The 26,249-nt window shown below is 34.1% G+C and carries 25 protein-coding genes; 15 read left to right on the forward strand and 10 right to left on the reverse strand.

The window, feature by feature from the left end; genetic code table 11:
- The first annotated feature begins 9 nt into the window (after positions 1-9).
- The 3 genes from mnmG to ACKOWY_RS01420 all read left to right on the forward strand — a co-directional run bounded on the left by mnmG (position 10) and on the right by ACKOWY_RS01420 (position 3,579).
- Entirely contained in the window at positions 10-1,878 is a 1,869-nt protein-coding gene (gene mnmG / locus ACKOWY_RS01410) for a tRNA uridine-5-carboxymethylaminomethyl(34) synthesis enzyme MnmG (protein WP_408939654.1), read from the forward strand.
- Between the two features lie 51 nt (positions 1,879-1,929).
- Positions 1,930-2,781: a class I SAM-dependent methyltransferase gene (locus tag ACKOWY_RS01415; protein WP_408939655.1), complete on the forward strand. Its 852-nt coding sequence runs from the start codon at positions 1,930-1,932 to the stop codon at positions 2,779-2,781.
- A 234-nt stretch (positions 2,782-3,015) separates the two neighbouring features.
- Complete coding sequence (locus tag ACKOWY_RS01420) at positions 3,016-3,579, forward strand: OmpH family outer membrane protein (RefSeq protein ID WP_408939656.1); 564 nt, start codon at positions 3,016-3,018, stop codon at positions 3,577-3,579.
- 74 nt (positions 3,580-3,653) lie between these two features.
- On the opposite strand, the gene ACKOWY_RS01425 is transcribed toward ACKOWY_RS01420, so the two are convergent.
- Positions 3,654-4,037 carry a DoxX family protein gene (locus ACKOWY_RS01425; RefSeq protein WP_408939657.1) on the reverse strand — a complete coding sequence of 128 codons (384 nt, stop codon included), beginning with the start codon at positions 4,035-4,037 and terminating at the stop codon, positions 3,654-3,656.
- A 4-nt stretch (positions 4,038-4,041) separates the two neighbouring features.
- On the reverse strand, positions 4,042-5,190 hold the full coding sequence (locus ACKOWY_RS01430; protein WP_408939658.1) for an ATP-binding protein: 1,149 nt from the start codon (positions 5,188-5,190) through the stop codon (positions 4,042-4,044).
- 131 nt (positions 5,191-5,321) lie between these two features.
- Here ACKOWY_RS01430 and ACKOWY_RS01435 point away from each other — a divergent pair, with 131 nt between their 5' ends.
- The 4 genes from ACKOWY_RS01435 to ACKOWY_RS01450 all read left to right on the forward strand — a co-directional run bounded on the left by ACKOWY_RS01435 (position 5,322) and on the right by ACKOWY_RS01450 (position 10,379).
- Positions 5,322-6,509: a phosphoglycerate kinase gene (locus ACKOWY_RS01435; RefSeq protein WP_408939659.1), complete on the forward strand. Its 1,188-nt coding sequence runs from the start codon at positions 5,322-5,324 to the stop codon at positions 6,507-6,509.
- A gap of 100 nt (positions 6,510-6,609) precedes the next feature.
- The gene (locus ACKOWY_RS01440; protein ID WP_408939660.1) at positions 6,610-8,892 is read left to right on the forward strand and encodes a LysM peptidoglycan-binding domain-containing protein; all 2,283 of its coding nucleotides are present in this window, start codon (positions 6,610-6,612) and stop codon (positions 8,890-8,892) included.
- A 39-nt stretch (positions 8,893-8,931) separates the two neighbouring features.
- A complete protein-coding gene (locus ACKOWY_RS01445; protein WP_408939661.1) occupies positions 8,932-9,915 on the forward strand; it encodes a DUF4837 family protein in 984 nt (327 codons plus the stop codon).
- A gap of 8 nt (positions 9,916-9,923) precedes the next feature.
- Positions 9,924-10,379, forward strand: a complete 456-nt coding sequence (locus ACKOWY_RS01450; protein WP_408939662.1) for a GNAT family N-acetyltransferase — start codon at positions 9,924-9,926, stop codon at positions 10,377-10,379.
- Here ACKOWY_RS01450 and ACKOWY_RS01455 read toward each other — a convergent pair whose 3' ends face one another.
- From ACKOWY_RS01455 to ACKOWY_RS01485, 7 genes are all read right to left on the reverse strand, one after another.
- The gene (locus ACKOWY_RS01455; protein ID WP_408939663.1) at positions 10,380-11,198 is read right to left on the reverse strand and encodes an OmpA family protein; all 819 of its coding nucleotides are present in this window, start codon (positions 11,196-11,198) and stop codon (positions 10,380-10,382) included.
- A complete protein-coding gene (locus ACKOWY_RS01460) occupies positions 11,195-12,829 on the reverse strand; it encodes a S41 family peptidase (protein ID WP_408939664.1) in 1,635 nt (544 codons plus the stop codon). The genes ACKOWY_RS01455 and ACKOWY_RS01460 overlap by 4 nt, the downstream gene beginning before the upstream one ends.
- A 36-nt stretch (positions 12,830-12,865) precedes the next feature.
- Positions 12,866-13,246, reverse strand: coding sequence for a ribonuclease P protein component (gene rnpA, locus ACKOWY_RS01465; protein ID WP_408939733.1), 381 nt, complete (start codon positions 13,244-13,246; stop codon positions 12,866-12,868).
- Positions 13,247-13,251: 5 nt separating this feature from the next.
- Entirely contained in the window at positions 13,252-13,665 is a 414-nt protein-coding gene (locus ACKOWY_RS01470; protein ID WP_408939665.1) for a hypothetical protein, read from the reverse strand.
- 76 nt (positions 13,666-13,741) lie between these two features.
- Positions 13,742-15,616 (reverse strand): M1 family metallopeptidase, encoded by a 1,875-nt coding sequence (locus tag ACKOWY_RS01475; protein ID WP_408939666.1) that lies wholly within the window; start codon positions 15,614-15,616, stop codon positions 13,742-13,744.
- A 43-nt stretch (positions 15,617-15,659) separates the two neighbouring features.
- Positions 15,660-17,252 (reverse strand): S8 family peptidase, encoded by a 1,593-nt coding sequence (locus ACKOWY_RS01480; protein WP_408939667.1) that lies wholly within the window; start codon positions 17,250-17,252, stop codon positions 15,660-15,662.
- A gap of 70 nt (positions 17,253-17,322) precedes the next feature.
- Positions 17,323-18,183 carry an MBL fold metallo-hydrolase gene (locus ACKOWY_RS01485; protein ID WP_408939668.1) on the reverse strand — a complete coding sequence of 287 codons (861 nt, stop codon included), beginning with the start codon at positions 18,181-18,183 and terminating at the stop codon, positions 17,323-17,325.
- Between the two features lie 221 nt (positions 18,184-18,404).
- Here ACKOWY_RS01485 and ACKOWY_RS01490 point away from each other — a divergent pair, with 221 nt between their 5' ends.
- The 5 genes from ACKOWY_RS01490 to sufD are packed head-to-tail and all read left to right on the forward strand — an operon-like array spanning position 18,405 to position 22,684.
- Complete coding sequence (locus tag ACKOWY_RS01490) at positions 18,405-18,734, forward strand: HesB/IscA family protein (protein ID WP_408939669.1); 330 nt, start codon at positions 18,405-18,407, stop codon at positions 18,732-18,734.
- A gap of 8 nt (positions 18,735-18,742) precedes the next feature.
- The gene (sufB, locus tag ACKOWY_RS01495) at positions 18,743-20,191 is read left to right on the forward strand and encodes a Fe-S cluster assembly protein SufB (RefSeq protein ID WP_408939670.1); all 1,449 of its coding nucleotides are present in this window, start codon (positions 18,743-18,745) and stop codon (positions 20,189-20,191) included.
- A gap of 11 nt (positions 20,192-20,202) precedes the next feature.
- Complete coding sequence (locus ACKOWY_RS01500) at positions 20,203-20,586, forward strand: hypothetical protein (protein WP_408939671.1); 384 nt, start codon at positions 20,203-20,205, stop codon at positions 20,584-20,586.
- Positions 20,587-20,616: 30 nt separating this feature from the next.
- Positions 20,617-21,366 (forward strand): Fe-S cluster assembly ATPase SufC, encoded by a 750-nt coding sequence (gene sufC / locus ACKOWY_RS01505; RefSeq protein WP_408939672.1) that lies wholly within the window; start codon positions 20,617-20,619, stop codon positions 21,364-21,366.
- Between the two features lies 1 nt (position 21,367).
- Entirely contained in the window at positions 21,368-22,684 is a 1,317-nt protein-coding gene (sufD, locus tag ACKOWY_RS01510) for a Fe-S cluster assembly protein SufD (protein ID WP_408939734.1), read from the forward strand.
- Here sufD and ACKOWY_RS01515 read toward each other — a convergent pair whose 3' ends face one another.
- Complete coding sequence (locus ACKOWY_RS01515; RefSeq protein WP_408939673.1) at positions 22,685-24,022, reverse strand: serine hydrolase domain-containing protein; 1,338 nt, start codon at positions 24,020-24,022, stop codon at positions 22,685-22,687.
- 133 nt (positions 24,023-24,155) lie between these two features.
- Here ACKOWY_RS01515 and ACKOWY_RS01520 point away from each other — a divergent pair, with 133 nt between their 5' ends.
- Genes ACKOWY_RS01520 through ACKOWY_RS01530 form a run of 3 tightly spaced genes read left to right on the forward strand, consistent with a single transcriptional unit; the run spans position 24,156 to position 26,232 of the window.
- Positions 24,156-25,370 (forward strand): aminotransferase class V-fold PLP-dependent enzyme, encoded by a 1,215-nt coding sequence (locus ACKOWY_RS01520; protein WP_408939674.1) that lies wholly within the window; start codon positions 24,156-24,158, stop codon positions 25,368-25,370.
- Positions 25,371-25,380: 10 nt separating this feature from the next.
- Positions 25,381-25,815, forward strand: coding sequence for a hypothetical protein (locus ACKOWY_RS01525; RefSeq protein WP_408939675.1), 435 nt, complete (start codon positions 25,381-25,383; stop codon positions 25,813-25,815).
- Positions 25,816-26,232: a SufE family protein gene (locus ACKOWY_RS01530; protein ID WP_408939676.1), complete on the forward strand. Its 417-nt coding sequence runs from the start codon at positions 25,816-25,818 to the stop codon at positions 26,230-26,232.
- Positions 26,233-26,249: the final 17 nt, after the last annotated feature.

Raw genomic sequence — 26,249 nt, forward strand, 5'->3', positions numbered from 1 at the left:
TCAAAATTTATGTTTAACACATACGATGTTATTGTTGTAGGAGCGGGTCACGCAGGGTGTGAGGCAGCGGCAGCGGCAGCCAATTTGGGCTCGAAAACCTTATTAGTGACAATGAGTTTGCAAAACATTGCTCAAATGTCTTGTAACCCTGCTATGGGAGGTATTGCAAAAGGTCAAATCGTAAGAGAAATTGATGCGCTTGGAGGTTACTCAGGGATAGTCTCTGATAAAACCGCTATTCAATTTAAAATGTTGAATAAATCCAAGGGGCCGGCTATGTGGTCTCCTAGAGTTCAGTCGGATAGAATGCGTTTTTCTGAGGAATGGCGTATGATGTTGGAAAATACACCAAATTTAGATTTCTATCAAGAAATGGTGTCCGGATTAATAATCAATAATGGAAAAATTGAAGGGATTAAAACATCTCTTGGTATATCAATTAAAGCTAAAACAGTTGTTCTTACTAACGGAACCTTTTTAAATGGTTTAATTCATATTGGCGATAAACAATTTGGAGGAGGTAGAGCTGGCGAAAGCGCTGCCTATGGAATAACCGAAGATTTGGTTAAAGTAGGTTTTGAAGCAGGAAGAATGAAAACAGGTACGCCGCCTCGAGTTGATGGCCGTTCTTTAGATTATTCAAAAATGAACGAAGAACCTGGAGACGAACGTCCTGATAAATTTTCTTATTCGGATGAAACCAAACCATTGGTGCATCAAAGATTATGTCACATGACTTATACTTCGTTGCAAGTTCATGATATTTTACGTGAAGGATTTGACAGATCACCCATGTTTAATGGAAGAATTAAATCACTTGGACCTCGTTATTGCCCATCTATTGAAGATAAAATCAATCGTTTTGCAGATAAAGAAAGACATCAATTATTTATTGAACCAGAAGGGTGGAATACCTGTGAAGTTTATGTAAATGGATTTTCTACTTCGTTACCCGAAGACATTCAGTTTAAAGCATTGCGCTCTGTTGCGGGGTTTGAAAATGTGAAGTTTTTCCGTCCTGGATATGCCATAGAATATGATTATTTTCCGCCTACACAATTAAAACATACTCTTGAAACTAAATTAGTTGAAGGATTGTATTTTGCAGGTCAAATTAATGGAACCACCGGATATGAAGAAGCCGCTTCACAAGGATTAATGGCCGGAATCAATGCCGCATTAAAGGTTCAGGAAAAAGCCCCAATGATATTAAAACGCGACGAGGCTTATATAGGCGTTTTAATCGACGATTTAATCACGAAAGGAACGGAAGAGCCCTACCGAATGTTTACCTCTCGTGCTGAATACAGAACGCTTTTAAGACAAGATAATGCTGATGCTCGATTAACGCCAAAGAGCTATGAAATTGGCTTGGCATCGGAGAAAAGAATGCGCCGAATGGAACAAAAATTTGCCGCAAGTGACGCAATGGTGAATTTTTTTAAAGAAACAAGCGTTACAGTAGGCGAAACAAATCCAATTTTAGAGCAAAAAGGAAGTGCTCCAATTGTACAATCAGATAAGATGTTTAAAGTATTTTCAAGACCCCAAATTGATTTAGAAGATTTCTTAAAATTTGAAAAAGTTGCCCAATATGTTGCCGATAATAATTTGGACAAAGAGGTATTAGAGCAAGCTGAAATTCAAGTTAAATATTCTGGTTATATTGAAAAAGAAAGAAATAACGCAGATAAATTAACTCGTCTTGAGGACATGAAAATTCCGGTCGACTTTGATTATAACAAAATAAAATCGATGTCGATTGAAGCAAAACAAAAACTAACTAAGATCAGACCTATCACAATATCTCAAGCATCAAGAATAAGTGGTGTTTCACCAAGCGATATTTCGGTGCTGTTAATTCATATGGGAAGATAAGATGTTCCACGTGAAACTACTTTGTAAACCCTTATTAATAAAGACAATTTAATGAATATTCAAAACACAATTCATTTTTTAAACGTTAAAGATCATTCTGTTTCCCAAGAAACATTTGAACTCGTGCACGACAAAGATTTAGATATGTTGATTACGCATCCGCAACCATCTCTTGATAAACTTCCAAGTTATTATGAAAGCGTAGACTATATTTCGCACACCGATGGAAATAAATCGTTGTTTGAAAAAATGTATCAGTTTGTTAAATCAATTGCTTTAAAAAACAAATTAAATCTTATAAATTCTGAATCACAGCGAGGCAAAATTTTAGACATTGGAGCTGGAGTTGGTGATTTTTTATCGGTTGCAAAAAAAGACGGATGGGAAATTATTGGTGTTGAGCCAAGCGAAAAAGCTAAGGCAATTGCCAAGAACAAAGGAGTTACATTTGTTGAAAGTTTAAACGATTTAGAAAATAATTCTTTTGATGTAATTACGATGTGGCATGTATTAGAGCATGTACCCGATTTGAAAAATCAAATAAAAGAATTAAAGCGATTAATTAAACCGTCCGGAACTATAATTATTGCCGTACCTAATTTTAATTCCTTTGACGCAAAATATTATGGTTCATTTTGGGCGGCTTATGATGTGCCAATTCATTTATGGCATTTTTCTAAAACTGCAATAAAAAAATTATTTGCTAAAGAAAACTTAGAATTGCAAAAAGTACTTCCAATGAAATTTGATAGTTTTTATGTTAGTTTATTATCTGAAAAATATAAAACAGGTAAAATGAATTTTATTAAAGCTTTTTTTATTGGTTTACGATCAAATTGGGCTGCAAGACAAAATATGGAATATTCGTCCCATATTTATGTCCTAAAAAACACTAAAAACTAAAATAAGAATCAAATTTCAAACAAAACAACTCCAAACATAAGTTTTGACGTCAAAAAAATAATTTACGCTAAAAACGCTTTATTTAAAGCTGATTTTGATAGAGAATTTTTATTTAATTAAAATCAATAATAATAAAATCTTATAACACAAAATAAAAGTCATTTTTAAACTTTTAAGCTTTTACTGTTTAAATTTTATACTTTTGACAAATAGAAAAAAATAAACACCATTAGAATGAAAAAAGTATTAGTAGGGATTGCAATTGTATTTGCAATTGTTTCATGTGAAAAATCAGTTGAAGCAAAAGATTTTAAAACAGCTTACATAGACACTAATAAATTATTAGAAGAATCTACAGAAGCAAAAGACATAAAAGCTAAATACGAAGCAATTGCTGACGAGAAAGGATCTAGATTAAAAGTTGAAGTTGATAAATTGGAAGCAGAAAAAAATGCATTTCAAGGTAATGCTCAAAAAAATGGTCAAGCTTGGGCACAACAAAAATACGCTGAGTTACAACAAAGAGAGCAACAGCTTCAATATACCCAACAAGCATTAGCACAACAAATTCAAGGGCAACATAGTGTTGAAATGGATTCGGTTGTAGTGAAGTATAAAAAGATCTTCAAAGATTACGGAAAAGAAAAAGGATACGATTACGTTTTTGGAACTGGTGAGGCTGCTACCGTTTTATATGCAAAAGACCAATACGACATCACCAAAGAAATGATCAAATTGGTTAATGATAAATACACATCAGAAGCTAAGAAAGAAGATAAGCCTGCTGCCAAAAAATAATCAAACCCTTATTAATAAAAAAAATCCAAGCTATATCGGCTTGGATTTTTTATTTATATAATTTATAAAAGAGTTTAGCTTAATAAAAACACACCCAATACAGCGGGAACAAAATAGATGGCAATCGTTTTTGCACCTTCATAATCTTTCGCTAAACGTTGTCCAACAAGCATCATTAATAAGCTTATACAGGAAAAAACCGCGCCATAAAATCCAAATTCTCTACCACCATTAATATAAAGCTGAATACAACCAATTACCGAAAAGATAGCTGCAATTAGCTCCACGACAAGTAATATACCTGTTGCATAAGGCACTAAATTTTTCAATATTGTTTTTTCAAAATGAGGAATCATCCAAGACATCGCTTCTTTCCAGTGAAAGATTTTTTCGTGACAGGATATAATAAAAGTAATTGCTAAAAAAAGTAATATCAAAATGGAAGCGGTGTTGTTCATAGAATTATTTTTTATGAATTAGTCGAGTAAGTTTAATTGATAAATCGGTCAAAATTAATTTAGCATTTCCGTTACGCTCAATATGGTAAGACGCATCAGAAAGTTCTTTAAATATTTCCGAAATATTATTTCCATTAACAAAAGGAGCAAAATTTTCTAATTTAAATTTCTCTACTGTAGGCTCCATATACACTAAAGTTTCTGCTTGATAATTTAACATCAAAGCTTGGCGAAACATATCAATGCAATAATTTAAAAATTTCTTTTGCGCTTCTCTTCCTAAACCAGCAATTTCTTCACTCCACGCAATTAATTCTTGAATTGCCGCTGCATTCCCTTTGGCTTTAAATGCTGCCCGAACCCAGTCTACAAACCATTTTTCGAAAGGTAATTCTTCATTATCTTCTTTTAAAATATGTAAGGCTTTATTGTAATTTCCTTGAGCTTGACGGGCTATTTTATAGGCCTCTTTTTCATCAATATTTTCTCTTGATACTAGGGCCTGGGTGATCACATTTTCTGGCAATCCATTAAAATGTAACACTTGGCAACGCGATCGAATGGTTTGAATAATATCTTCTTCGTTTTCCGAAATCAAAATAAAAACTGTTTTATCAGTTGGTTCTTCTAGAAGTTTTAAAAGCTTATTCGATGCCGCAATATTCATTTTATCGGCCATCCAAATGATCATAATTTTATAACTTCCTTCGAGAGATTTTAGCGCCAACAACTTTAATATTTCTGCCGCATCGTCTACACGAATTTCGCCTTGTTTATTTTGAACGCCCAGCATTTTATACCAATCAAATAAACCTCCGTATGGATTTTCAGACACAAATTGCCTCCAATCTTGAATAAAATCAATGCTTTTTGGCTTTGATTTTACGTCTTCGGTAGAAACGGTAGGATAAATAAAATGTAAATCGGGATGCCCAAGGTGATTAAATTTTAGATTACAGGCTTCGTTTTCTCCAGTGTTATCGGATCCCGAATTTTGACAAACAATATATTGCGCATAGGCAATTGCCATTGCTAAAGTCCCAGTACCTTCCGGCCCAATGAAAAGTTGTGCATGTGGAATTCTCCCTTGACTCGCGCTGCGAATTAAGTGGTTTTTTATATGTTCGTGACCTAAAATTTCAGAAAATAACATAAGCAAAGATACTTAAAAAGCAATAAATAAAAACCCTTTTGAGTCCAATTCAATTAATGGTCTAGTTGATTTTCCCAAAAAAACAAATTGCCTATATTTGCAAAACTTAAATATTAAACAAATACTTCCTTATGAAAACGCTTCTAGACTTTAATTTTAATTCCAAAAAAGCAATAATTCGAGTAGATTTCAACGTTCCTTTAGATGAAAATTTTAAAGTTACGGATGCAAATCGAATTGAAGCAGCAAAGCCAACCATAGATAAAATTATCGCTGATGGTGGAAGCGTAATTTTAATGTCTCACCTTGGAAGACCAAAAGGGAAAGAAGAAAAATATTCTTTAAAACATATCGTTTCAAAAGTATCGGAAGTTTTAAATGTTGCCGTAATTTTTGCTTCTGATTGCAGGGGCGAAGTGGCTCAAACGGCTGCTGCAAATCTTCAACCTGGACAAGTATTACTTTTAGAGAATCTTCGTTTTTATGCTGAAGAAGAAGCGGGCGACGTTGCCTTTGCAAAAGAATTAGCCTCTTTGGGTGACATCTATGTAAACGACGCATTTGGAACAGCACATAGAGCCCATGCATCTACTACAATTATTGCTCAGTTTTTCCCAAATAGCAAATGTTTCGGGATGTTATTGGCAAAAGAAATAGACAGCTTAAATCGTGTATTAAACAACTCGGTTAAACCGGTAACCGCTGTTTTGGGAGGATCTAAAGTTTCTTCTAAAATTACCGTAATTGAAAACATTTTAGACAAAGTTGATCACATGATAATTGGTGGAGGAATGACTTTCACGTTCATAAAAGCCTTGGGCGGAAAAATTGGGGATTCTATTTGTGAAGACGACAAATTGGATTTAGCTTTAGATATTTTGCAAAAAGCAAAAGAGAAAAATGTACACATTCACATTCCGGTTGACGTGGTTGCTGCAAATGCCTTTTCTAATGATGCACAAACCCAAATTGTGGATGTAAGAGAAATTCCAGACGGATGGCAAGGATTGGACGCAGGACCAAAGTCATTAGAAAATTTTAGAAAAGTGATTATGGAATCAAAAACGATTCTTTGGAATGGTCCATTAGGGGTTTTTGAAATGGAAAATTTCGCAAAAGGAACCATAACTCTTGGAAATTTTATTGCAGATTCTACTGCTAACGGCGCTTTTTCATTAGTTGGAGGAGGAGACTCTGTAGCGGCAGTAAAACAATTTAATTTAGAAGAAAAAATGAGTTACGTTTCTACTGGAGGCGGTGCTATGCTTGAAATGTTAGAAGGTAGAATATTACCTGGAATCCAAGCAATTTTAGACTAAAGTAATTACTTTAACAATAATTAAACACTTTAATTCGTTAGATATCAATAAGTTTGTATTAATCAATATTTATCCCAAAGTAATATTGAAAAAAAACACTATGAATATAAAACACCACATTACCGTTCTATTATTACTTGTTTCAGCTACTTTTTACAGTCAAGATTTAATAAAAGCCAAAGACTCTATTCTTAAAAAAGAAATTAAAGTTTCCTATTTAGACTCCATTAAATCCACTTTTGTTTCAGATAATATTGCAACTTGTATCGATAGTCTCTGGATGCAGGAACTCACTTCGTTGGATCTTTACGACGATATGATTGCCGATATTAAAAATGTAAATGTTGATCAGAAAGTTGACTTTGAACTTCCAACCGAATTACTAAAAGAAAGATTAAAAAAATTAGATGAAAAATCGCCATTTAATATTGAATACAATATTGGTTTAGAAAATGTAATCAAATCATTTTTAAAGAACCGAAGAAAATCTTTTGAAAGATTATTAGGCTTGTCCCAATATTATTTTCCACTTTTTGAAGAAGAATTAGCTAAAAACAATATACCATTAGAAATAAAATATTTGGCCGTTGTTGAGTCTGCATTAAATCCTAGAGCTGTTTCACGAGTTGGCGCAACAGGCTTGTGGCAGTTTATGTATCAAACGGGAAAGCAATACGGTTTAAATATTGATTCTTATTTAGACGAAAGAAGCGAACCGCTAAAAGCTAGCCAAGCGGCATCGGTTTACATGAATAACATGTATAAAATTTTTGGTGATTGGGATTTGGTTCTTGCAGCTTACAATTCGGGTCCAGGGAATGTGGCCAAAGCAATTCGAAGATCAGGAGGGCATCAAAACTATTGGAATATTAGAAAAAATCTTCCAAAGGAAACCCAAGGATATTTACCTGCTTTTTTGGCAACGATGTATATTTTTGAATACCACAAAGAACACGGAATTGTCCCCAATAAAGCGGTGGCCAATTTATTTGCCACAGATACTGTTGCAATAAAAAACCACATGACTTTTAAGCAAGTTTCAGATTTATTAGACGTTCCGGTTGCGGCTATTCAATTTTTTAATCCTTCTTTCAAAAGAAACGAAATCCCACATATTACCGGACAAACCAATTTTCTTAGACTTCCAAAAGATAAGATAGCAATTTTCACATCAAATGAAGATAAAATTTATGCTTACATAAACCACGAACAAAGCAAGAGAGAGCGGCCACATGAGAGCATAGCGATTTCTAAGCCTAAAGATTCTCTTAAAGGAACTGCAGATCCTCAAAACGGCATGGCCTATAAAACAAAATACCATAAAGTACATCGAGGGGAAAGCTTAGCCGAAATTGCCGAACAATACCATGTTTCTGTGGATGATATTATGAAGTGGAATTATTTGAGATCAAATAAAAATCCAAAACGAAGAACATTAAAAATTAAAATCACCGATGATGTAGCTAAAAATGTTACTCATGAAACGGAAGACCCTAAAATTAAAAACAGTGTAATTGCTTCTGCTGACGCTAAACCTGAAAAAGAATATAAAACCGAAAAAGTTGTAACCACCAAAGAGGTTACTAAAATCCATAAAGTTAAAAAGGGAGATAATTTAACAGAAATCGCCAATAAATATGGAGTTACGCTGGCAGAAATCAAAAAGTGGAATCAATTAAAAGACAACAACATTGCGCTTGGAGAATCAATTAAAATTATCAAAACTGAAAAGGTTACTAATTGGGTAAAAAAAGAAACCAAGCAACCTACTGTTGAAACCAAAGAATCGGTTGTTGCTACAGAGTCAAAAACAAACAATACTGAAACCCCCAAAACTACCGAAAATTATTATGTGGTAGCCAAAGGCGACTATTTATTTTCTATTGCAAAAAAACACAATATTAGTGTAGCCCAATTAAAAGAATGGAACAACATTATTGACAATAATGTAAAAGTTGGAACGCAATTAATTATTTCTGAAGATAGTGTTACACAAGCAAAAACTGAATCATTGGTCTTAAAAAAAGAGTATAAAAACATTGAACACATTGTAGAAAAAGGAGAATATTTGGGCACTATTGCAAGAAAATTTAACACTACAATCAACGACCTATTAGAATGGAATTCATTATCGGATAGTAATATTAAACTTGGGGACAAATTAATTGTTGGAAAAGAAGAAATAATTACTTCAAAAGAGGCATTAGTTCAAAACAATAAAGATAAAAAGTCAAGTGAAATTCTATACCAAGTAAGAAAAGGCGACACCTTATTGAAAATTACTCAAAAGTTTCCAGGTGTTACTGTTTCCGATTTAAAAAAATGGAACAACATTAAAGGCGAAAGTTTAAAACCGGGTATGAAATTAAAAATAAACGGATAATACAAAAATCTTATATAAATTTGGGCTTTATTTCATGCTATGAATAAAGCCCATTTTTTTTTGTTATTTCTTTCATTGCTATTTATTTCTTGCAAAAACAAAGAGATACAACCCGCCAATGCGCAAACTAGTCCCACAAATGAAGTTTCTGTGATTATTGATGACCAATTGTGGAATGGTGAGGTGGGGGATAGCATCAGAAATAAATTTGCGGCGCCAGTATTAGGACTTCCTCAAGAAGAACCAGTTTTTACCTTAAAGCAATATCCTGTTAAGTTATTAGAGGGATTTATGACAAATAGTAGAAATATTATTGTGGTCAAAAAAGAGTCTAAAAGTCAATTTCGAATTGAAAACAACGAATATACCAACCCGCAGGTAGTAGTTCATATTTCGGGATCTTCTGTCTTGCAAATTTTAGACACAATTCAAAGCAACGATTCCTTGATTATTAAACGAATTAAAGATTCGGAAATCAAGGTATTTCAAGAAAAAATAAAACACGACTCGTTATTAGATATTTCTAAAATCAGAAAGAAATTTAACATTCAGTTGAATGTTCCAAATAAGTACAAATTTGTATTTCGCCGCCGAAAATTTATTTGGCTAAAGAAAGAAATCACAAGTGGCAATTTGAGTTTAATTTTTTATCAAATTCCCTACAGTAGTATTAAAGACAATGCTGCTGCAGTGAAACGAATTACGTACATTAGAGATTCCATTGGCAGATTGTATATTCACGGAGCGGTTCCTAGAACGAGAATGGCCACCGAAAAGGCGTTTGCACCGTATTTATCCAAAACTAAAATTTTCAACAAACCTACTTTTGAAACTAAAGGAAATTGGGAAATGCTGAATGATTTTATGAACGGACCGTTTGTTAATTATGCCATTTTAGATGAGGCTAACAATAGAATTTTAGTCATTGAAGGATTTTGTTACGCACCCTCAAAACAAAAAAGAGACTTAATGTTCGAATTAGAATCAATTATTAAATCGGTTCAGTTTTTAAAAAAGAAATAAAATAAGCGATGAAACAAGATTCTTTAAAATGGAAAATAAAGCGATTTAACGAGCTTTCTCTACAGGAACTATATTCGATATTAAAACTTCGCTCTCACGTCTTTGTAGTGGAGCAAAATTGCATTTATCAAGATGTTGACGGAAAAGATGAAAAAGCAATTCACTTATTTGGAGAAAAAAACAGCCAAATTGTGGCTTATGCCCGTTTATTTAATTCGGGAGATTATTTTGAAAATGCTTCTATTGGCCGAGTTGTAATTCACCCAGAAGCCCGAAACAAAAAATGGGGACATGATTTAATGCAACACGCAATTGAAGGAATAGAAACCTACTACAACCAAAAAAAGATAACCATTTCGGCGCAATTGTATCTTAAAAATTTTTATGAGAGCCACGGGTTTGTGCAAACCAGTGAGATGTATTTGGAAGACGATATTCCACACATTGAAATGAAACGCGAATAGTTAGATTTTAGTAATTACCAACTCTACTCTTCTGTCGTATTCGGGATCTTTTCCTAACGGCATCTTGTTTCCATAACCCTTGTAGGTCATTCGGTTTTTGGGAACCCTTCTAAAAGCTAAATATTTATATACGGCCAAAGCACGATTTACAGACAATTCCCTTTTTTTAGTATCTATATCTATAGCCTCCTTTTGATATTTTGGAGTGCAGCAAACATGCCCTTGTATTTCAAATTCAATATTTTTATATCGTAATGTTAAGAGGGCCACTCGATCCAATTCGGCAATTGCTTTTTCCTTCAACTTGCTGCTCCCTGATTCAAAAAGTATATTTTCTAAGTAAATATGATCTCCAACAACATGGTCTTTTTTTAGCATATTATAAAATCCAGGCAGAACTAATTTGGGCAATTCTTTTAGATTGATGACTACATCTACTCGTCTGTTTTTGGATCGTTTTTCAGGAAGGTTGTCCAACACATCGTCGTCAATTAATATCTTTCCTTTGCCTTCTATGGTAACAATGATTTTGCTTTTAATTCCATTTTCAATCAGAGCATTTTCAATGGTTGCCGCTCTATTGGTAGACAATCGACAGTTGTAGTCGTCCTTGCCAATATCGTCAGTATATCCATAAATTTGGATAGATTCAATTCGGGTTGAATCGGTAGTTTTTACAAAATCAACGACTTCTTTGATTTGTTTTTCGTCTAAAGAATATTTGTCAAACTCAAAATATACCGACTTAACCGCTTCCTCTTGGCCAAAGGCTAGGCCAAAGAATATTAAAGGGATATATTTTAATATCCTAAGCATCATTGCAATATTTTAGAATATTCAACAGGGTTAGCTAATAACGAGGTGGCTCTTGCAATTTCTATATTATTTTTCAAGTAATATTGGTATAGTCCCTCTTTGTATTGGTATCGTTTTATTATTTCTTCTAAAATTAGTTTCTTTATTTCTTTCTGATTTTTATCAATTAAGGCTTCTTCACTTTTTTGTAAAGCGGCCATTAATTGATCGTATTGCAATTGAATCGTTTCATCAATTTTTTCTTTTTTAGCTTTTTCCAAAGTGGTTTTCAATGCCAATTCAGTTTCAGTATCAAAACTTATTTTTTCTTTTTTCAGAAATGCTTTAAATTCAGTAAAATCGGCATCTGTGAAATTCGGAATTGCCGTTCCAAGATTCGGGTTTTTGTAATAATATTGTGTGACATAGTTAAAAATGGCATCGTTTTTTTGCAATACTTCTGCAATGGTACTGGTTTTGGTTTCAGCAAGTTCAATATCAGGTTGAATACCTCCGCCATCATAAACAGTTCTTCCTTTTTTGGTTTTAAATGCATTGTATTTAGAGGCATCCGTTCGAACTGCTTTTCCATCGGCGTCTTTGTGCCAATAATCCAAAGCTTGTATGCATCTTCCCGAAGGCGTGTAATAGCGCGAGATGGTTACTTTAACTTGTGTTCCGTAGGTCATATCAATTGGTCGTTGCACCAATCCTTTTCCGAAACTTCGGCTGCCCAAAACAACAGCTCTATCCAAATCTTGTAAGGCTCCTGATACAATCTCCGAAGCCGAAGCGCTTTTTCCATTTACAAGGACCACCAACGGAATTGAAACATCAATAGGTTCATTTGTGGTCTTGTACGTGTTGTTGTATTTAGGGTTTTTAGATTTTGTGGTCACAATAACCTCTCCTTTTGGAACAAATAAATTACACACATTAACAGCTTCATTCAATAAACCTCCCGGATTTCCTCTTAAGTCTAAAACGATTCGTTCGGCACCATCAGCTTTTAGTTTTTCTAATGCTTCTTTGGTTTCTTGAGTTGTTTTTCTGTTGAAAGCCGTTAGCGCAATATAACCTGTTTTCTCATCAATTTTAGCATAGAAAGGAACCGCTTTAATTTCTACTTCATCTAATACAATTTGTGCCGAATAGGTTTTTCCTTGTCGGATGTATTTAACCTCAACTTTAGTGTTTTTAGCACCCTTTAGTAATTGGGAAGCATCGTCTTTAAAATCCGATAATAGTACATCTCCAATTTGAAAAATAGCATCTCCAGCTTTTAAGCCTGCTTTGTCTGCCGGAAAACCTTTGTAAGGCTCTTTAATGATTAACTTGTCTTCTTTTCTAGTAATCATAGCTCCAATTCCCGTATATTCTCCAGTATTATTTATTTTAAATTTTACAACATCTTGCTCGTTAAAATAATTGGTATACGGATCTAATTCGGCAAGCATGCTTTTAATGGCTTTATCCATTAATTCGGCCGGGTTTACCTCATCTACATAGTTTTGATTTACTGTTTTAAATAGCGTGGTGAAGATTTCAATTTGTTTTGCAATTTCAAAAAAATCATCTTTAAAACTAACTCCAACAAACAAAAATCCAGTTGCAATTACTGGCAGAACATATCTTTTTTTAAAGTAAGTAAACATGGTTTTTTTTATTTTATTAATTCTGTAAAAGCGCGGTTATGATTTTTTTTCAACTACCCATTTTTCAAATAACTGAATGGTTTTTTCTTCAATTTCTTGATAGCTTAAAACTTCATTTGATTGGTAAAAAAACATAAACGCATAAGGTTTATCTAAGTTTTCGTGCAACAGCTTTTTATTTAATCGGTAACACTCTCTTAAAACACGTTTTAAATAATTTCTATCGGAGGCGTTTTTAAAATATTTTTTTGAAACGGAAACGCCAAATAATAATTTTTCATCAACTCCTTCCGTTGGAACATAAACCAATCGCAGCGGAAATTTAGAAACCGACTTCCCTTTTGAAAAAAGCAAATCAATTAATTTTCTGCTCTTTAATTTCTCCGATTTAGAATATGTAAAATCTTTATTTTCGATCAAAATTAATTTGTGTTGTAAATGTTGTAAACCATTTTCAAGTCGTTGTAGTTGATATAAAACTGCATTCGATTGCCTTCTTTTTTTCGGGTAACGATAAGAATTACACATTTTTCACCTTCATTATCGGTGCAATTAAAACCTAACGTATCATCATTTTCATTTGAAATCTTTTCTAAATAGGCATCAATTTTATAGAGCTGTAATTCTTTAGAATTTACAATAAAACGATCTTTTTTTCCGTCTAAAGTAATTACAATTTCTGCTTTAACAAAGTCGGACCATTTGCTCCAAGCACCTTTTTCATTTCTATCCATAACGCTCAAGCTGCTGGTTTTAAAGCGATACACTTGTGCGGAAGTTTTTTGAAAACCCAGGCACAGAAAAGCAAAAAGTAAAATATATCTTAATGATTTCATGATGAAAATTAAATTGACTGTAAAACTACAAATTCTATTCTAAAAATAAAGCGTCCCCTAAAGAACGCTTTTTGAATTATTTTATTTCATAACTATTATTGTCTGGCTTTACATCAGCCATAAGTCCGCTAGGATCAATAGTGATTTTTTTAATTTTATCTTTCGCTTTTGAGATGTTAAACGAATAATTTGGGTCGCCCCAAGTCCAATCTCTTAAAACAGTTCTTGAAATTTCTGGTGTTGGATTCGCTTTTTCAAAACTCATCATGCGCAACGGAATGTAAAAACTTTCTTTGCTTCCATCCGAATATTCAATTAAAAGATCAATTGGCATTGGCATTCTGCCAATTCGTTCTAACGAAATTTTAGTTGAACCTTCATTTTCCGTTATTTCTTTTATTCCGTAATCAATGGTGTTTAGGGTTTTAGTCCAATCGGTTAAATACCAATCGAGATTTGCTCCCGAAACGCGTTCTGCGGTGCGCTTAATGTCATTTGGAGTTGGATGTTTGAATTTAAATTCATCATAATACCTTCTCAAGGTTTTCATTAAATTTTCTTTTCCGATGAGGTATTGTAATTGCACCAAAAACACTTCTCCTTTGCTATAAGAAGCAATGCTATAACTTCGGTTTTCATCATAGCGATCACCATGTGTTGAAAGCGGATGCTCCTTTCCAGAATTAGCCAAATTGATATAACTTTTTATGGCTCCCGCAAATGGATTAGCAGACTTTGTTGCTGCTAATTCATTCAACCCTAAATCTTCAATAAACGAGGTAAAACCTTCGTCCATCCAAGGGTTTTTACTTTCATTGGAAGCCAAAATATGCTGGAACCAAGAGTGTCCCATTTCGTGGGCAATAACCCCAACCAATCCGTCTAAGGTTCCTTCGCCTAAAATCAACGTACACATGGCGTATTCCATTCCGCCATCTCCACCCTGAATTATAGAATATTGTTTGTAAGGATATTTACCTACAATAGCATTGTAATACTCCATTAACTGAACCGTTTTAGGCTGTGCCTGTTTCCAGTTTTCAATAATTTTAGGATTGTTTTTATAGATGAAGTGTAAGGTTGTTCCAAAGTTGGTTTGCACCACATCGTGAACATAATTTTTATCAGCAGCCCAGGTAAAATCATGCACATTAGGCGCAATAAAATGCCAAGTTAAAGTTTTTTGTTTTTTAGGAATGGCTACTATCACATCTTTGTCTTGGTAATTAAATCCAACTTCGTTGCCATTTTGTAAGTAACCCGAACCTCCTAAAAGGTAATTTTTATCGATCGTAATTTTCACGTCAAAATTTCCCCAAACCCCATGAAATTCTCTAGCTATATAAGGATCGGCATGCCATCCTTCAAAGTCAAATTCGGCCATTTTTGGATACCATTGTGCCATTGAAAGCTCAACTCCTTCTTTGTTATTTCTTCCCGATCTTCTAATTTGAACTGGCACTTGGCCTTCAAAATCTAAAGTAAAAGTAGCTGATTTCCCCGGAAGGATTGGTTGGGCAAGCGAAACTTCTAAAATGGTTTCTACCTCTTTTGCAACGGCTGTAACCCCATCCTGCTTGAAATTTGAGATGTGTAAATACCCCATTTCATTAGGCTGTAATTTGGCAATTCGACTTTCTTTTATTTCTTTATCACCCACTTTGGTTTTAGTAACCATTCTACCATCAGGGTCTTTTATAGATTGAAGTCTTTTATCCATTTCGCTTCCAGGCTGAAACGCATTGTTATACAAATGATAAAAAACACGGCGCAACGTGTCCGGCGAATTATTGGTGTAAATTAATTCTTGTTTGCCTTTGTATTGATAGCTTTTTACATCCATGGAAACGTCCATTTTGTAATCTACATGTTGTTGCCAATAGCTACTACTTTGTGCAAATAATCCAGAAGTTGTTATTCCGATAAGGAGAAATAAAATAATTTTTTTCATGCTATAAAATTAAAAAAGGAAGGTCAAGCCTTCCTTTAAAATATTAGTTTTTAAGTTTCTTAACCTTTATTTTTTTTGAAAGCAATTCGGCCATTTGTAAAGCATTATATGCATTTACAATTTTACCCGAAACACAAGCGCTTGAAAACGGAATTTCTTTTTTTGTTTCATCAACTACAACTGTTTCATTAATTGGCGTTCCAGAATCCATTAGGATGTGTTTAACTTGAGCAGCAGTTAATTGAGGGTAATAAGAACGAATTAAAGCTGCAACACCCGCCGCGTTCGGAGACGCCATAGAAGTTCCTTGCTCGTATTTGTATTTATTATTTGGCACGGTTGCATAAATTTCTACTCCAGGAGAGAAAACATCTACATTTTTTGCTCCATAATTAGAAAAATCAGCTACAATTTCTTTCCCGTATTTATTATTTAGAGCCCCAATGGTGATTAAGTTATCACTAATTTCTTTCCCATTAACTTCATCTGTTGGAAAGTTTGGCTCTGTATCAACGTCTTTAGAATCGTTACCAGCAGCATGAACAATTAACACGTCTTTACTAGCCGCATATTTAATTGCCTCCCAAACCCATTCTTTGTGTGGAGAGTAATCTTTACCAAAGCTTCCGTTGATTACTTTAGCCCCATTATCTACTGCGTATCGAATTGCCAATGCAATATCTTTATCGTACTCATCTCCATTTGGAACCGCTCTAACCGCCATAATCTCAACATTATTAGCAACAACACCATCTCCTCCAATTCCGTTTCCACGTGTTTGAGCAATAATACCTGCCACATGCGTTCCGTGAAGAGCGTCTTCTACATCTGGTCCTTTTACATTTCCGTTTCCGTAGTGTGTTTCTTTCATATCGTCTGGATTATCACCTACTTTTCTACCAGAAAAATCAACATTTAAATTGTAATTTAATTGGTCATAAACATAGTCTACATACGAATTAATTTCATCTTGAAAACCTTCACCTGCTTGAGCTGCAATACTTGACATAATCATTTTGCTTCTTGATAAACTAGCGTCTGTAGTAACAATACTTTTAAGTTCCTCAACAGTGTATTTGTCTTTTTTCAAGTAAGTTTGAATTTCTTTATTTGCCTTAGAAATCATGTCTACTTGAGGTTTTTGTCTTTTTATTTCAGTTAATTTTTGGTCTAACTCTGCTTTGGCTGCTTTATAAATTTCTGATCCATCATCACCCTTTTTTACAATTCTAGTTAACTCCAAATTTTCATTTGTAGCCTCCCCAAGAAAGTTCCAACCGTGCACGTCATCAATAAATCCGTTTTTGTCATCATCAATGTTATTTCCAGGAATTTCTTTAGTGTTTGTCCAGATTTTACCTTTTAAATCTTCGTGATCAATATCCAATCCAGAATCGATTACACCCACAATGATTTTTGTTCCTTTCTTATTTTTTAATAATTCCGAATACACTTTATCAACGCTCATTCCAGGTATAGAGTCTGTTTTTAAATCAAGGTGACTCCAACGCTTTTTTTGAATTTCGGTTAAGGGTGTTTTTTTGGCAACTACAGCGCTATTTTTTTCTTGTGCTGAGACAGATGCGCTAGCAACAATGGCTACTGCAGAGATGTAAAATGGATTAAATAGTTTCATATTTATTTGATTAATTTGATAATTGGTATAAAAATATTGTCTTTAAATAGAACTTCCGAAAGGATTAACACTAAATTAAGATGTCATTACAAGTAAACAGTTCTTTAATTCGTACTCCTTTTTCGGTTTTTTCAACTGTAATGATTTCGTTATGTGCATCGTGTTCTAGAAAAAGATAATGGTTGTTTTCGGCAGCAGCCATTAAAAATTTTGATTTCTCTGGCATGGTTAATAACGGCCTTGTGTCGTACCCCATCACATACGGAATTGGAACGTGACCGGCTGTTGGCAACAAATCCGAAGGGAAACAAATTGTTTTATCTTGGTATTGAATGTACGGCACCATCATTTTTTCGGTATGGCCATCTACAAAATAAACCCCGAATCCCAACTCCGATTTTTCTATAAAATCACCTTCATTTCTTTTAATGAAATTAAGATGTCCGCTTTCATACATTGGCATGATGTTTTCTTGTAAAAAAGAAGCTTTTTCTCTCGGATTTGGTTTTGTAGCCCACTCCCAATGGTTTTCGTTGGTCCAGTATTTTGCATTTTTAAATGCAACTTCATAGCCGGTTTTATCTTTGTTCCAATTGACGCTTCCGCCACAATGGTCAAAATGCAAATGCGTCATAAAAACATCGGTGATATCATCGCGGTGAAAGCCATATTTTGCCAAAGATTTATCTAGCGAATGCGATCCCCAAAGTGAATAATAACCAAAAAATTTCTCCGATTGCTTGTTTCCCATTCCGGTATCAATAAGAATTAAACGCTTACCGTCTTCAATAAGCAAACAACGAGCCGCAATATCAATTAGATTATTTTCGTCTGCAGGGTTGGTTTTATTCCAAATGGTTTTTGGAACTACACCAAACATTGCACCGCCATCTAACTTAAAATTTCCTGCTTCAATTGGGTAAAGTTTCATGTTTTTCTGCTATTAAAAGTCTGCAATTTAGAAATAAGTTCGTTTAATTCGATGCAATAATCAATTTTTTCTATCGAATTATACGTTATAAAAATGTTATAGGTTGTGGAAAAAAAGGATATTTGTAGTAACTTTGCCCTTTATTTAGACAAAATCAAAATAAGCAAATTTACTTTTAACTAAATTTCTTATTGCAAAGAAGATTTAAAACGAATATTATTATGATAAAAGTTTCAGATACTGCAAGTAAAAAAATTGTTTCGATGATGCAGGAAGACGGATTTGATCCAACGAAAGATTTTGTTCGAGTTGGGGTTAAAAGTGGCGGCTGCTCTGGGCTATCTTACGAATTAAAATTTGACAAAGAAACGAATGAAAATGACAAAATTTTTGAAGACAATCAAGTAAAAATTGTGGTTGAAAAAAAGTCATTTTTATATCTTGCCGGAACTATTTTAGAGTTTTCAGGCGGTTTAAACGGAAAAGGTTTTGTATTCAATAATCCCAACGCGAGTAGAACTTGTGGCTGTGGAGAGTCTTTCTCATTATAGAAAAAATTATGTCAAAATATACCGAAGAAGACTTAAAAGTCGAATTAGAAAATAAAGAATACGAATACGGATTTTACACCGAATTGGATTCGGAGACCTTTCCTATTGGATTAAACGAAGACATTGTTAGAGCTATTTCAAAAAAGAAAGAAGAACCGCAATGGATGACTGATTGGCGTATTGAAGCCTTTCGTTCTTGGGAGCAAATGACCGAGCCAGAATGGGCAAATGTACACTACGAAAAACCAAATTTTCAAGCCATTTCGTATTATTCTGCACCTAAAAAAGCCGATCCAAATAAAACTCTTGATGACGTAGATCCGGAACTTTTAGCCATGTACAAAAAGCTAGGAATTTCGCTGGACGAACAAAAGAAAATGAACAATATCGCTATGGATATTGTGGTAGATTCGGTTTCGGTTGCTACTACGTTCAAAAAAACATTAGCAGAAAAAGGAATTATTTTTATGAGTATTTCTGAGGCAATTAGAGAATATCCAGAATTGGTTCAAAAATATTTAGGTACCGTAGTTCCTCAAAAAGACAATTTTTATGCCGCTTTAAATTCGGCAGTTTTTTCTGATGGAAGCTTCTGTTATATTCCAAAAGGCGTACGTTGTCCAATGGAATTATCTACTTATTTCCGAATCAATCAAGCCGGAACAGGGCAATTTGAAAGAACCCTATTAGTTGCCGACGAAGGCAGTTATGTTTCGTATCTTGAGGGATGTACAGCACCAAGTAGAGACGAAAACCAACTGCATGCTGCGGTGGTTGAATTGATCGCGTTGGATGATGCCGAAATTAAATATTCAACGGTTCAAAACTGGTATCCCGGAAACAAAGAAGGAAAAGGCGGGGTTTATAATTTTGTGACCAAAAGAGGGTTGTGCGAAAAAAACGCGAAGATTTCTTGGACTCAAGTTGAAACCGGTTCTGCGGTTACATGGAAATACCCGTCATGTGTGTTGAAAGGTGATAATTCGATAGGTGAATTTTACTCGATTGCAGTGACCAACAATCACCAACAAGCCGACACCGGAACCAAAATGATTCACTTGGGAAAAAACACAAAATCGACTATCATTTCGAAAGGAATTTCTGCAGGTAAATCACAAAATAGTTATAGAGGTTTGGTTCGAATTAGTGCCAATGCCGAAAACGCGCGAAATTTCTCTCAATGTGATTCGCTATTGATGGGCAACAATTGTGGCGCACATACCTTTCCATATATCGAAAGTAAAAATGCTTCCGCAAAAATTGAGCACGAAGCAACTACTTCAAAAATTGGGGAAGATCAAGTGTTTTATTGCAATCAACGCGGTATTCCAACTGAGAAAGCCATTGCCTTAATTGTAAACGGATTTAGTAGAGAGGTTTTGAATAAATTACCAATGGAATTTGCCGTAGAAGCACAAAAATTATTAGAAATTTCGTTAGAGGGATCTGTAGGATAAAATAAACACATATGAATTTAACTAAAAATCAAAAAGTACTTTTAGGAATATTACATTTTCTCCCAATTATTGGGATATTGGCTTATCTAATTTATTTATTTTCATTCTTTTTTGCCAATATTGAAAATTTAGAAAACCAAACTGGAGAAACACCTTCAATAGATTTTTTCAAAAACATTATTGGAGCATTTGCGATATTAATTTTATCTGTTATAATTTCTATTGGGATAAAAATTTTTGATATCATCCATTTAACAAAATCAAATAAAAACGATTACGGAAATAAAATATTGATGTGGATTTTACTTTTTATTTTTGTTGGAGTAATATCAGAAATCGTATACTACTTCATAGAAATTTTACCTGAAAAAAAACAAGATTTTACTCAACAATAAAGACATAATTGTTCATAATAAATAAATCAAATGTTATCAATCAAAAATTTACACGCTTCAGTTGAAGATAAAGAAATATTAAAAGGGATAAACCTTCAAATTAATGCCGGAGAAGTACATGCGATTATGGGACCAAATGGCGCCGGAAAAAGTACGCTTTCTTCTATCATTGCCGGGAATGAAAACTACGAAGTTTCAGAAGGCACTATACTTTTAGACGGAGAAGACATTTCTGAATTAGCGCCTGAAGAAAGAGCGCATAAAGGAGTTTTCTTGTCGTTTCAATATCCAGTTGAGATTCCAGGAGTATCGGTGACTAATTTCATTAAAACTGCTATCAACGAGAAAAGAAAAGCCAACGGGCAAGAGGAAATGCCGGCAAATGAAATGTTGAAAATGATTCGTGAGAAATCGGAATTGTTAGAAATGGACCGTAAATTTTTATCTCGTTCGTTAAACGAAGGGTTTTCGGGAGGAGAAAAGAAACGTAATGAAATCTTCCAAATGGCCATGTTGGAACCAAAAATTGCGATTCTTGATGAAACCGATTCAGGTCTTGATATTGATGCACTTCGAATTGTTGCCAATGGTGTAAATAAATTAAAAAATGAAAACAACGCGGTACTTGTAATCACGCACTACCAGCGCTTGTTAGATTATATTATCCCAGATTTTGTTCATGTTTTAATGGATGGAAAAATCGTAAAATCAGGTGGAAAAGAATTGGCTTACGAGTTGGAAGAAAAAGGATACGATTGGATTAAAAACGAGTTGGTGTAACATGGATTTGAAAGAAAAATTAGTATCCTCGTTCATGGCTTTTGAAGAACAAATTGATGTTCATTCAACGCTGCACGATACGCGTACGGCAGCGATAAAAAACTTTGAAAATAAAGGATTCCCTACAAAAAAAGAGGAAGCTTGGAAGTATACCTCGCTGAATTCGATTTTAAAAAATGACTATTCTGTATTTCCAAAAAATGAAAATTCTATTGAATTTGCCGATGTAAAAAAATATTTTTTACACGAAATAGACACTTACAAAGTGATTTTTGTTGACGGAAAATTTTCTTCTTTTTTATCTTCTACTACTCATGACGGATTGGATGTTTGTCTTATGTCATCGGCATTAACCAAGCCAAAATACAAGATGGTTATTGACGAATACTTCAATAAAATTGCTAACAAAGAGGAGTCATTGACTTCCTTAAATACCGCTTTCGCAAATGAAGGAGCGTACATTCACATTCCAAAAAGTAAGGTTGTTGAAAAGCCAATTGAGATCATCTATTTCTCTACTGGTGTAGAAGCTGCCTTAATGGTGCAGCCGAGAAATTTGGTTGTGGTTGGTGAAAATGCGCATGTTCAAATAATTGAAAGACACCAAAGTTTAAACGAAAACCCGGTGCTGACGAATTCGGTAACCGAGATTTTTGCCCAAAAAAGAGCAATTGTAGATTACTACAAAATTCAAAATGATTTGCAATCTGCTAACTTGGTTGACAACACCTATATTTCTCAAAAACAAGAAAGTAGAGTTTCGGTTCATACCTTCTCATTTGGAGGAAACATTACTAGAAACAACTTGAATTTCTATCATTTTGGAGAGCGAATCGATTCTACTTTAAAAGGAATTACCATTCTTGGCGATAAGCAACATGTTGATCATTATACACTTGTAAATCACGCAACGCCTAATTGCGAAAGCCATCAAAACTATAAAACCATTCTTGCTGATAGTTCAACAGGGGTTTTTAATGGTAAAATATTTGTTGAAAAAGAGGCACAAAAAACAGATGCTTTTCAGCAAAATAATAACATTTTAATTGGCGATAAAGCAACAATTAATGCCAAGCCACAATTGGAAATTTTTGCAGATGATGTAAAATGTTCGCACGGTTGTACTATTGGACAATTAGACGAAAGCGCTATGTTTTACATGCAACAACGCGGAATTCCGAAGAAAGAAGCCAAAGCCTTGTTGATGTACGCCTTTTCAAACGAAGTGATAGAAAGTATTAAAATACCCGAATTGAAACAACGAATTACTAAAATTATCGCTACAAAATTGGGCGTTAATTTAGGATTTGATTTGTAATTATTTTATACTCTTAACTACCTCGCTTAACAACCCATTGAAGTCAAATTTTTCGCTCAATCCAAGGTGAACAATTACTAAATCTTTGCTTGGGAATATAGCAACCATTTGCCCTTGAAATCCGCTGGCATAGTACATTTCTTTGGGTACATCTGGGAAATAACCCCCTGAGTTTAACCAAAATTGCGCGCCATATCTTCCATTGGAAGTATTGGTGGGTGTTGCTACATATTTTGCCCAACTTTCCTCAAATAATTGCTCTCCATTCCAATTGCCTTTGTGTAGATATAATAGCCCAAATTTTCCCCAATCTCTTGCGGTTGCCCAGCCGTATGAAGAACCTACAAAATTTCCAGCCATATCAGTTTCTATAATTGCCGAATGCATGCCAATTTTGTCTAATAAAGCGCTGTACCAAAAGTCCAAATACTCTTGGTGTGTTTTAAATTGATTTCTGATAATTCCACTTAATAAATTGGTGGTTCCCGAAGAGTAATTCCAATGGGTATTTGGTGCAAAAGCAGCCGGTTTTTCTAATTGTGATCGGGACATGTCTTCTGCTTGAAAAAGCATTTTAGTAGCGTCACAAATCTTATCGTATTTTTCTTCCCACTCTAAGCCAGAGTTCATATGAAGCAAATCATTCAACGTGATTTTAGCACGATTATCTTTCTTCCATTCAGCAATTGGAGCGGGTTTATTTATGTCTAATTTTCCTTGTTTTTGCAAAATTCCAAATAGGGTTCCAGTGATGCTTTTAGTCATCGACCATCCTAAAAGTCTGGAGTTTTTATTGAAATTGGCATCGTATTTTTCGGCAATAATATGATCTTTATAAACAACTAGAATGGCTCGAGTTCGTTTGTTTTTTTCTCCTTTTTTATCAAAAGAATTGTCAACTGCAGCATTTAATTTTTTGTAATCAATGTTCGAAAAAACCGTGTCTTTAGGTTCTTTATCACCATAAGGGAAAGGTAAATTGATATGGGCATTTGTTCTTCTCGGAACTTCATAAGGCTTGCTAGTATCGAAATGTTCATTAATCAATGTTGCACCTAGACCTACTCGGTAAATTGCTTTGCGCTCTTTGATTCCGTAAATGCTTGAAACAGCAAATTTTCCCGCTTCATTAATAGAATTTGCAGCTAAATTCACCAACGGAATATCATTGTCTCCTTGTTCAATAATTTGTAAAGGGCGGTTGTCTAAAAAATGTCCAGAAGCTGTACTTTTAGCCGAAAACCCAGAAATCAAATCCAATTTAGGATAAGTAGTTATTCCAAAATAAACGAATAAAACAACTATAGCAAGCGCAAAATATTTAAGAAATTTTTTCATTTTTCGATGTTAATTGGGAATGCAATTTAGTAATAAATACACCAACAAAAAGTTTAAATAATTATTAACGGCAAGTTGCTAAATATAATTGGCATTTTTATTACTTTTGTATTTAGAAAAATTCTAAATAACAATGTTAGATATACAAAAAATACGCGCTGATTTTCCGATACTTTCTGAGAAAGTAAATGGCAAACCACTCGTATATTTCGATAACGGAGCAACTTCTCAAAAACCTCAAGTCGTTATTGATGCGATTTCAAAATATTATCAGGAATACAACGCGAACATTCACCGCGGTGTTCACACCTTGAGTCAATTAGCAACCGACGCTTATGAGGTTTCAAGAGGGAAAATACAAAAGCACCTCAATGCTAAATTTCCGCACGAAGTTATTTTTACATCGGGGACAACCCATGCCATTAATACAGTTGCCAGCGGAATTTCATCTATGATTAAAGCTGGCGATGAGGTATTGGTTTCTGCAATAGAGCACCACAGCAATATTGTTCCATGGCAAATGTTATGTGAACGAACCGGTGCTATTTTGAAAGTAATTCCGATGAATGATAACGGAGAATTAATGCTTTCAGAGTACGATAAATTACTTTCGGATAAAACCAAAATTGTTGCCGTTAATCATATTTCCAATGCTTTGGGAACAATTAATCCAATTGAATATCTAATTGAAAAAGCGCACCAATATGGCGCTGCAATATTAATTGACGGAGCGCAAGCAACGCCACATTTAAAACCCGATGTTCAGGCATTAGATTGTGATTTTTATGTTTTTTCTGGACATAAAATTTGCGGCCCAACTGGAATTGGAATTCTATATGGAAAAGAAGCTTGGTTAAACAAATTACAGCCTTTTCAAGGTGGTGGCGAAATGATTGCGAGCGTAACTTTTGAAAAAACCACCTACGCCGAATTACCTCATAAATTAGAGGCGGGAACTCCAAATATTGAAGGTGGAATTGTATTAGGAACTGCTATCGATTATTTGAATGAAATTGGCTTCGACAACATTGCTGCATACGAGCAAGAATTGTTGGATTATGCCACCGAAAAACTACTTGAAATTGAGGGGTTGAAAATCTTTGGAACTGCAGCAAATAAAGCATCTGTAATTTCATTTAATGTAGCAGAAATCCATCCGTATGATATTGGCACAATTATAGATAAATTAGGAATAGCTGTAAGAACAGGTCATCATTGTGCACAACCAATTATGGATTATTTTTCTATTCCTGGAACGATAAGAGCAAGTTTTGCTTTTTACAACACCAAGGAAGAAATAGATATCTTTGTAGACGCCCTAAAAAAAGCAGTTAGTATGTTAGCTTAAAACCAAAATTATGAAAACTATCGCACTATTATTTTTGACTCTTTTTATGACAAAAGGGTGTTCCAATGAAGAGAAACGACAACTTGCAACTGCCGAGATTGTTTATACGACAACCTCTAGAGGGAGCTTCCAAAAAATTACCATCCACAATCAAGAAGTTTCTATCAATAAAGACAAAAATGATGAGGGTCTGGGAGTTACTTCAAAAATTTCAGATGCAAATTGGAGCGATTTAGTACAGTTGTTTGGCAAACTTGATTTAGAAAAATTGAGCACTTATGAAGGGCCAACTCAAAAGCGACTTTATGATGGTGCTGCAATAGCAAATTTAAAAGTGACTAATAAAGAAAAAGAATATAATTCCGCTAGTTTTGACCATGGAAACCCTCCTATTGAAATAGAAGATTTTATCAAAAAAGTACTATTAGTAGCAACAAAAGAATAAATGACTATACAAGAAATACAAGCCGAAATAATAGATGAGTTTTCAATGTTTGATGATTGGATGCAACGCTATGAATTTATTATAGAACTAGGAAAATCATTGCCATTAATTCAGGAGGAATATAAAACAGAAGACAATATTATTCAAGGATGTCAATCGAAAGTTTGGGTTCATGGAGAGTTGGCTGAAGATAAATTGGTTTTTACGGCAGATAGTGATGCCATTTTAACGAAAGGAATTATTGCCATTTTAATTCGGGTTTTTTCCAATCAGAAACCTTCAGATATTTTAGAAGCAAACACCGATTTTATTGATGAAATAGGACTCAAAGAACATTTGTCACCTACCCGCGCCAACGGATTAGTTTCAATGATAAAACAAATAAAAATGTATGCCTTAGCCTACAGTCAAAAATAAATTAAAAAATAAAAAAC

The organism is Flavobacterium sp., from assembly GCF_046073885.1.
Lineage (GTDB): Bacteria > Bacteroidota > Bacteroidia > Flavobacteriales > Flavobacteriaceae > Flavobacterium.

What these genes read in the sequence shown, in the direction of transcription:
- mnmG (WP_408939654.1), top strand. Translation starts at nt 10, where the DNA reads ATGTTTAACACATACGATGTTATTGTTGTAGGAGCGGGTCACGCAGGG.
- ACKOWY_RS01415 (WP_408939655.1), top strand. Translation starts at nt 1,930, where the DNA reads ATGAATATTCAAAACACAATTCATTTTTTAAACGTTAAAGATCATTCT.
- ACKOWY_RS01420 (WP_408939656.1), top strand. Translation starts at nt 3,016, where the DNA reads ATGAAAAAAGTATTAGTAGGGATTGCAATTGTATTTGCAATTGTTTCA.
- ACKOWY_RS01425 (WP_408939657.1), bottom strand. Translation starts at nt 4,037, where the DNA reads ATGAACAACACCGCTTCCATTTTGATATTACTTTTTTTAGCAATTACT.
- ACKOWY_RS01430 (WP_408939658.1), bottom strand. Translation starts at nt 5,190, where the DNA reads ATGTTATTTTCTGAAATTTTAGGTCACGAACATATAAAAAACCACTTA.
- ACKOWY_RS01435 (WP_408939659.1), top strand. Translation starts at nt 5,322, where the DNA reads ATGAAAACGCTTCTAGACTTTAATTTTAATTCCAAAAAAGCAATAATT.
- ACKOWY_RS01440 (WP_408939660.1), top strand. Translation starts at nt 6,610, where the DNA reads ATGAATATAAAACACCACATTACCGTTCTATTATTACTTGTTTCAGCT.
- ACKOWY_RS01445 (WP_408939661.1), top strand. Translation starts at nt 8,932, where the DNA reads ATGAATAAAGCCCATTTTTTTTTGTTATTTCTTTCATTGCTATTTATT.
- ACKOWY_RS01450 (WP_408939662.1), top strand. Translation starts at nt 9,924, where the DNA reads ATGAAACAAGATTCTTTAAAATGGAAAATAAAGCGATTTAACGAGCTT.
- ACKOWY_RS01455 (WP_408939663.1), bottom strand. Translation starts at nt 11,198, where the DNA reads ATGATGCTTAGGATATTAAAATATATCCCTTTAATATTCTTTGGCCTA.
- ACKOWY_RS01460 (WP_408939664.1), bottom strand. Translation starts at nt 12,829, where the DNA reads ATGTTTACTTACTTTAAAAAAAGATATGTTCTGCCAGTAATTGCAACT.
- ACKOWY_RS01470 (WP_408939665.1), bottom strand. Translation starts at nt 13,665, where the DNA reads ATGAAATCATTAAGATATATTTTACTTTTTGCTTTTCTGTGCCTGGGT.
- ACKOWY_RS01475 (WP_408939666.1), bottom strand. Translation starts at nt 15,616, where the DNA reads ATGAAAAAAATTATTTTATTTCTCCTTATCGGAATAACAACTTCTGGA.
- ACKOWY_RS01480 (WP_408939667.1), bottom strand. Translation starts at nt 17,252, where the DNA reads ATGAAACTATTTAATCCATTTTACATCTCTGCAGTAGCCATTGTTGCT.
- ACKOWY_RS01485 (WP_408939668.1), bottom strand. Translation starts at nt 18,183, where the DNA reads ATGAAACTTTACCCAATTGAAGCAGGAAATTTTAAGTTAGATGGCGGT.
- ACKOWY_RS01490 (WP_408939669.1), top strand. Translation starts at nt 18,405, where the DNA reads ATGATAAAAGTTTCAGATACTGCAAGTAAAAAAATTGTTTCGATGATG.
- sufB (WP_408939670.1), top strand. Translation starts at nt 18,743, where the DNA reads ATGTCAAAATATACCGAAGAAGACTTAAAAGTCGAATTAGAAAATAAA.
- ACKOWY_RS01500 (WP_408939671.1), top strand. Translation starts at nt 20,203, where the DNA reads ATGAATTTAACTAAAAATCAAAAAGTACTTTTAGGAATATTACATTTT.
- sufC (WP_408939672.1), top strand. Translation starts at nt 20,617, where the DNA reads ATGTTATCAATCAAAAATTTACACGCTTCAGTTGAAGATAAAGAAATA.
- sufD (WP_408939734.1), top strand. Translation starts at nt 21,368, where the DNA reads ATGGATTTGAAAGAAAAATTAGTATCCTCGTTCATGGCTTTTGAAGAA.
- ACKOWY_RS01515 (WP_408939673.1), bottom strand. Translation starts at nt 24,022, where the DNA reads ATGAAAAAATTTCTTAAATATTTTGCGCTTGCTATAGTTGTTTTATTC.
- ACKOWY_RS01520 (WP_408939674.1), top strand. Translation starts at nt 24,156, where the DNA reads ATGTTAGATATACAAAAAATACGCGCTGATTTTCCGATACTTTCTGAG.
- ACKOWY_RS01525 (WP_408939675.1), top strand. Translation starts at nt 25,381, where the DNA reads ATGAAAACTATCGCACTATTATTTTTGACTCTTTTTATGACAAAAGGG.
- ACKOWY_RS01530 (WP_408939676.1), top strand. Translation starts at nt 25,816, where the DNA reads ATGACTATACAAGAAATACAAGCCGAAATAATAGATGAGTTTTCAATG.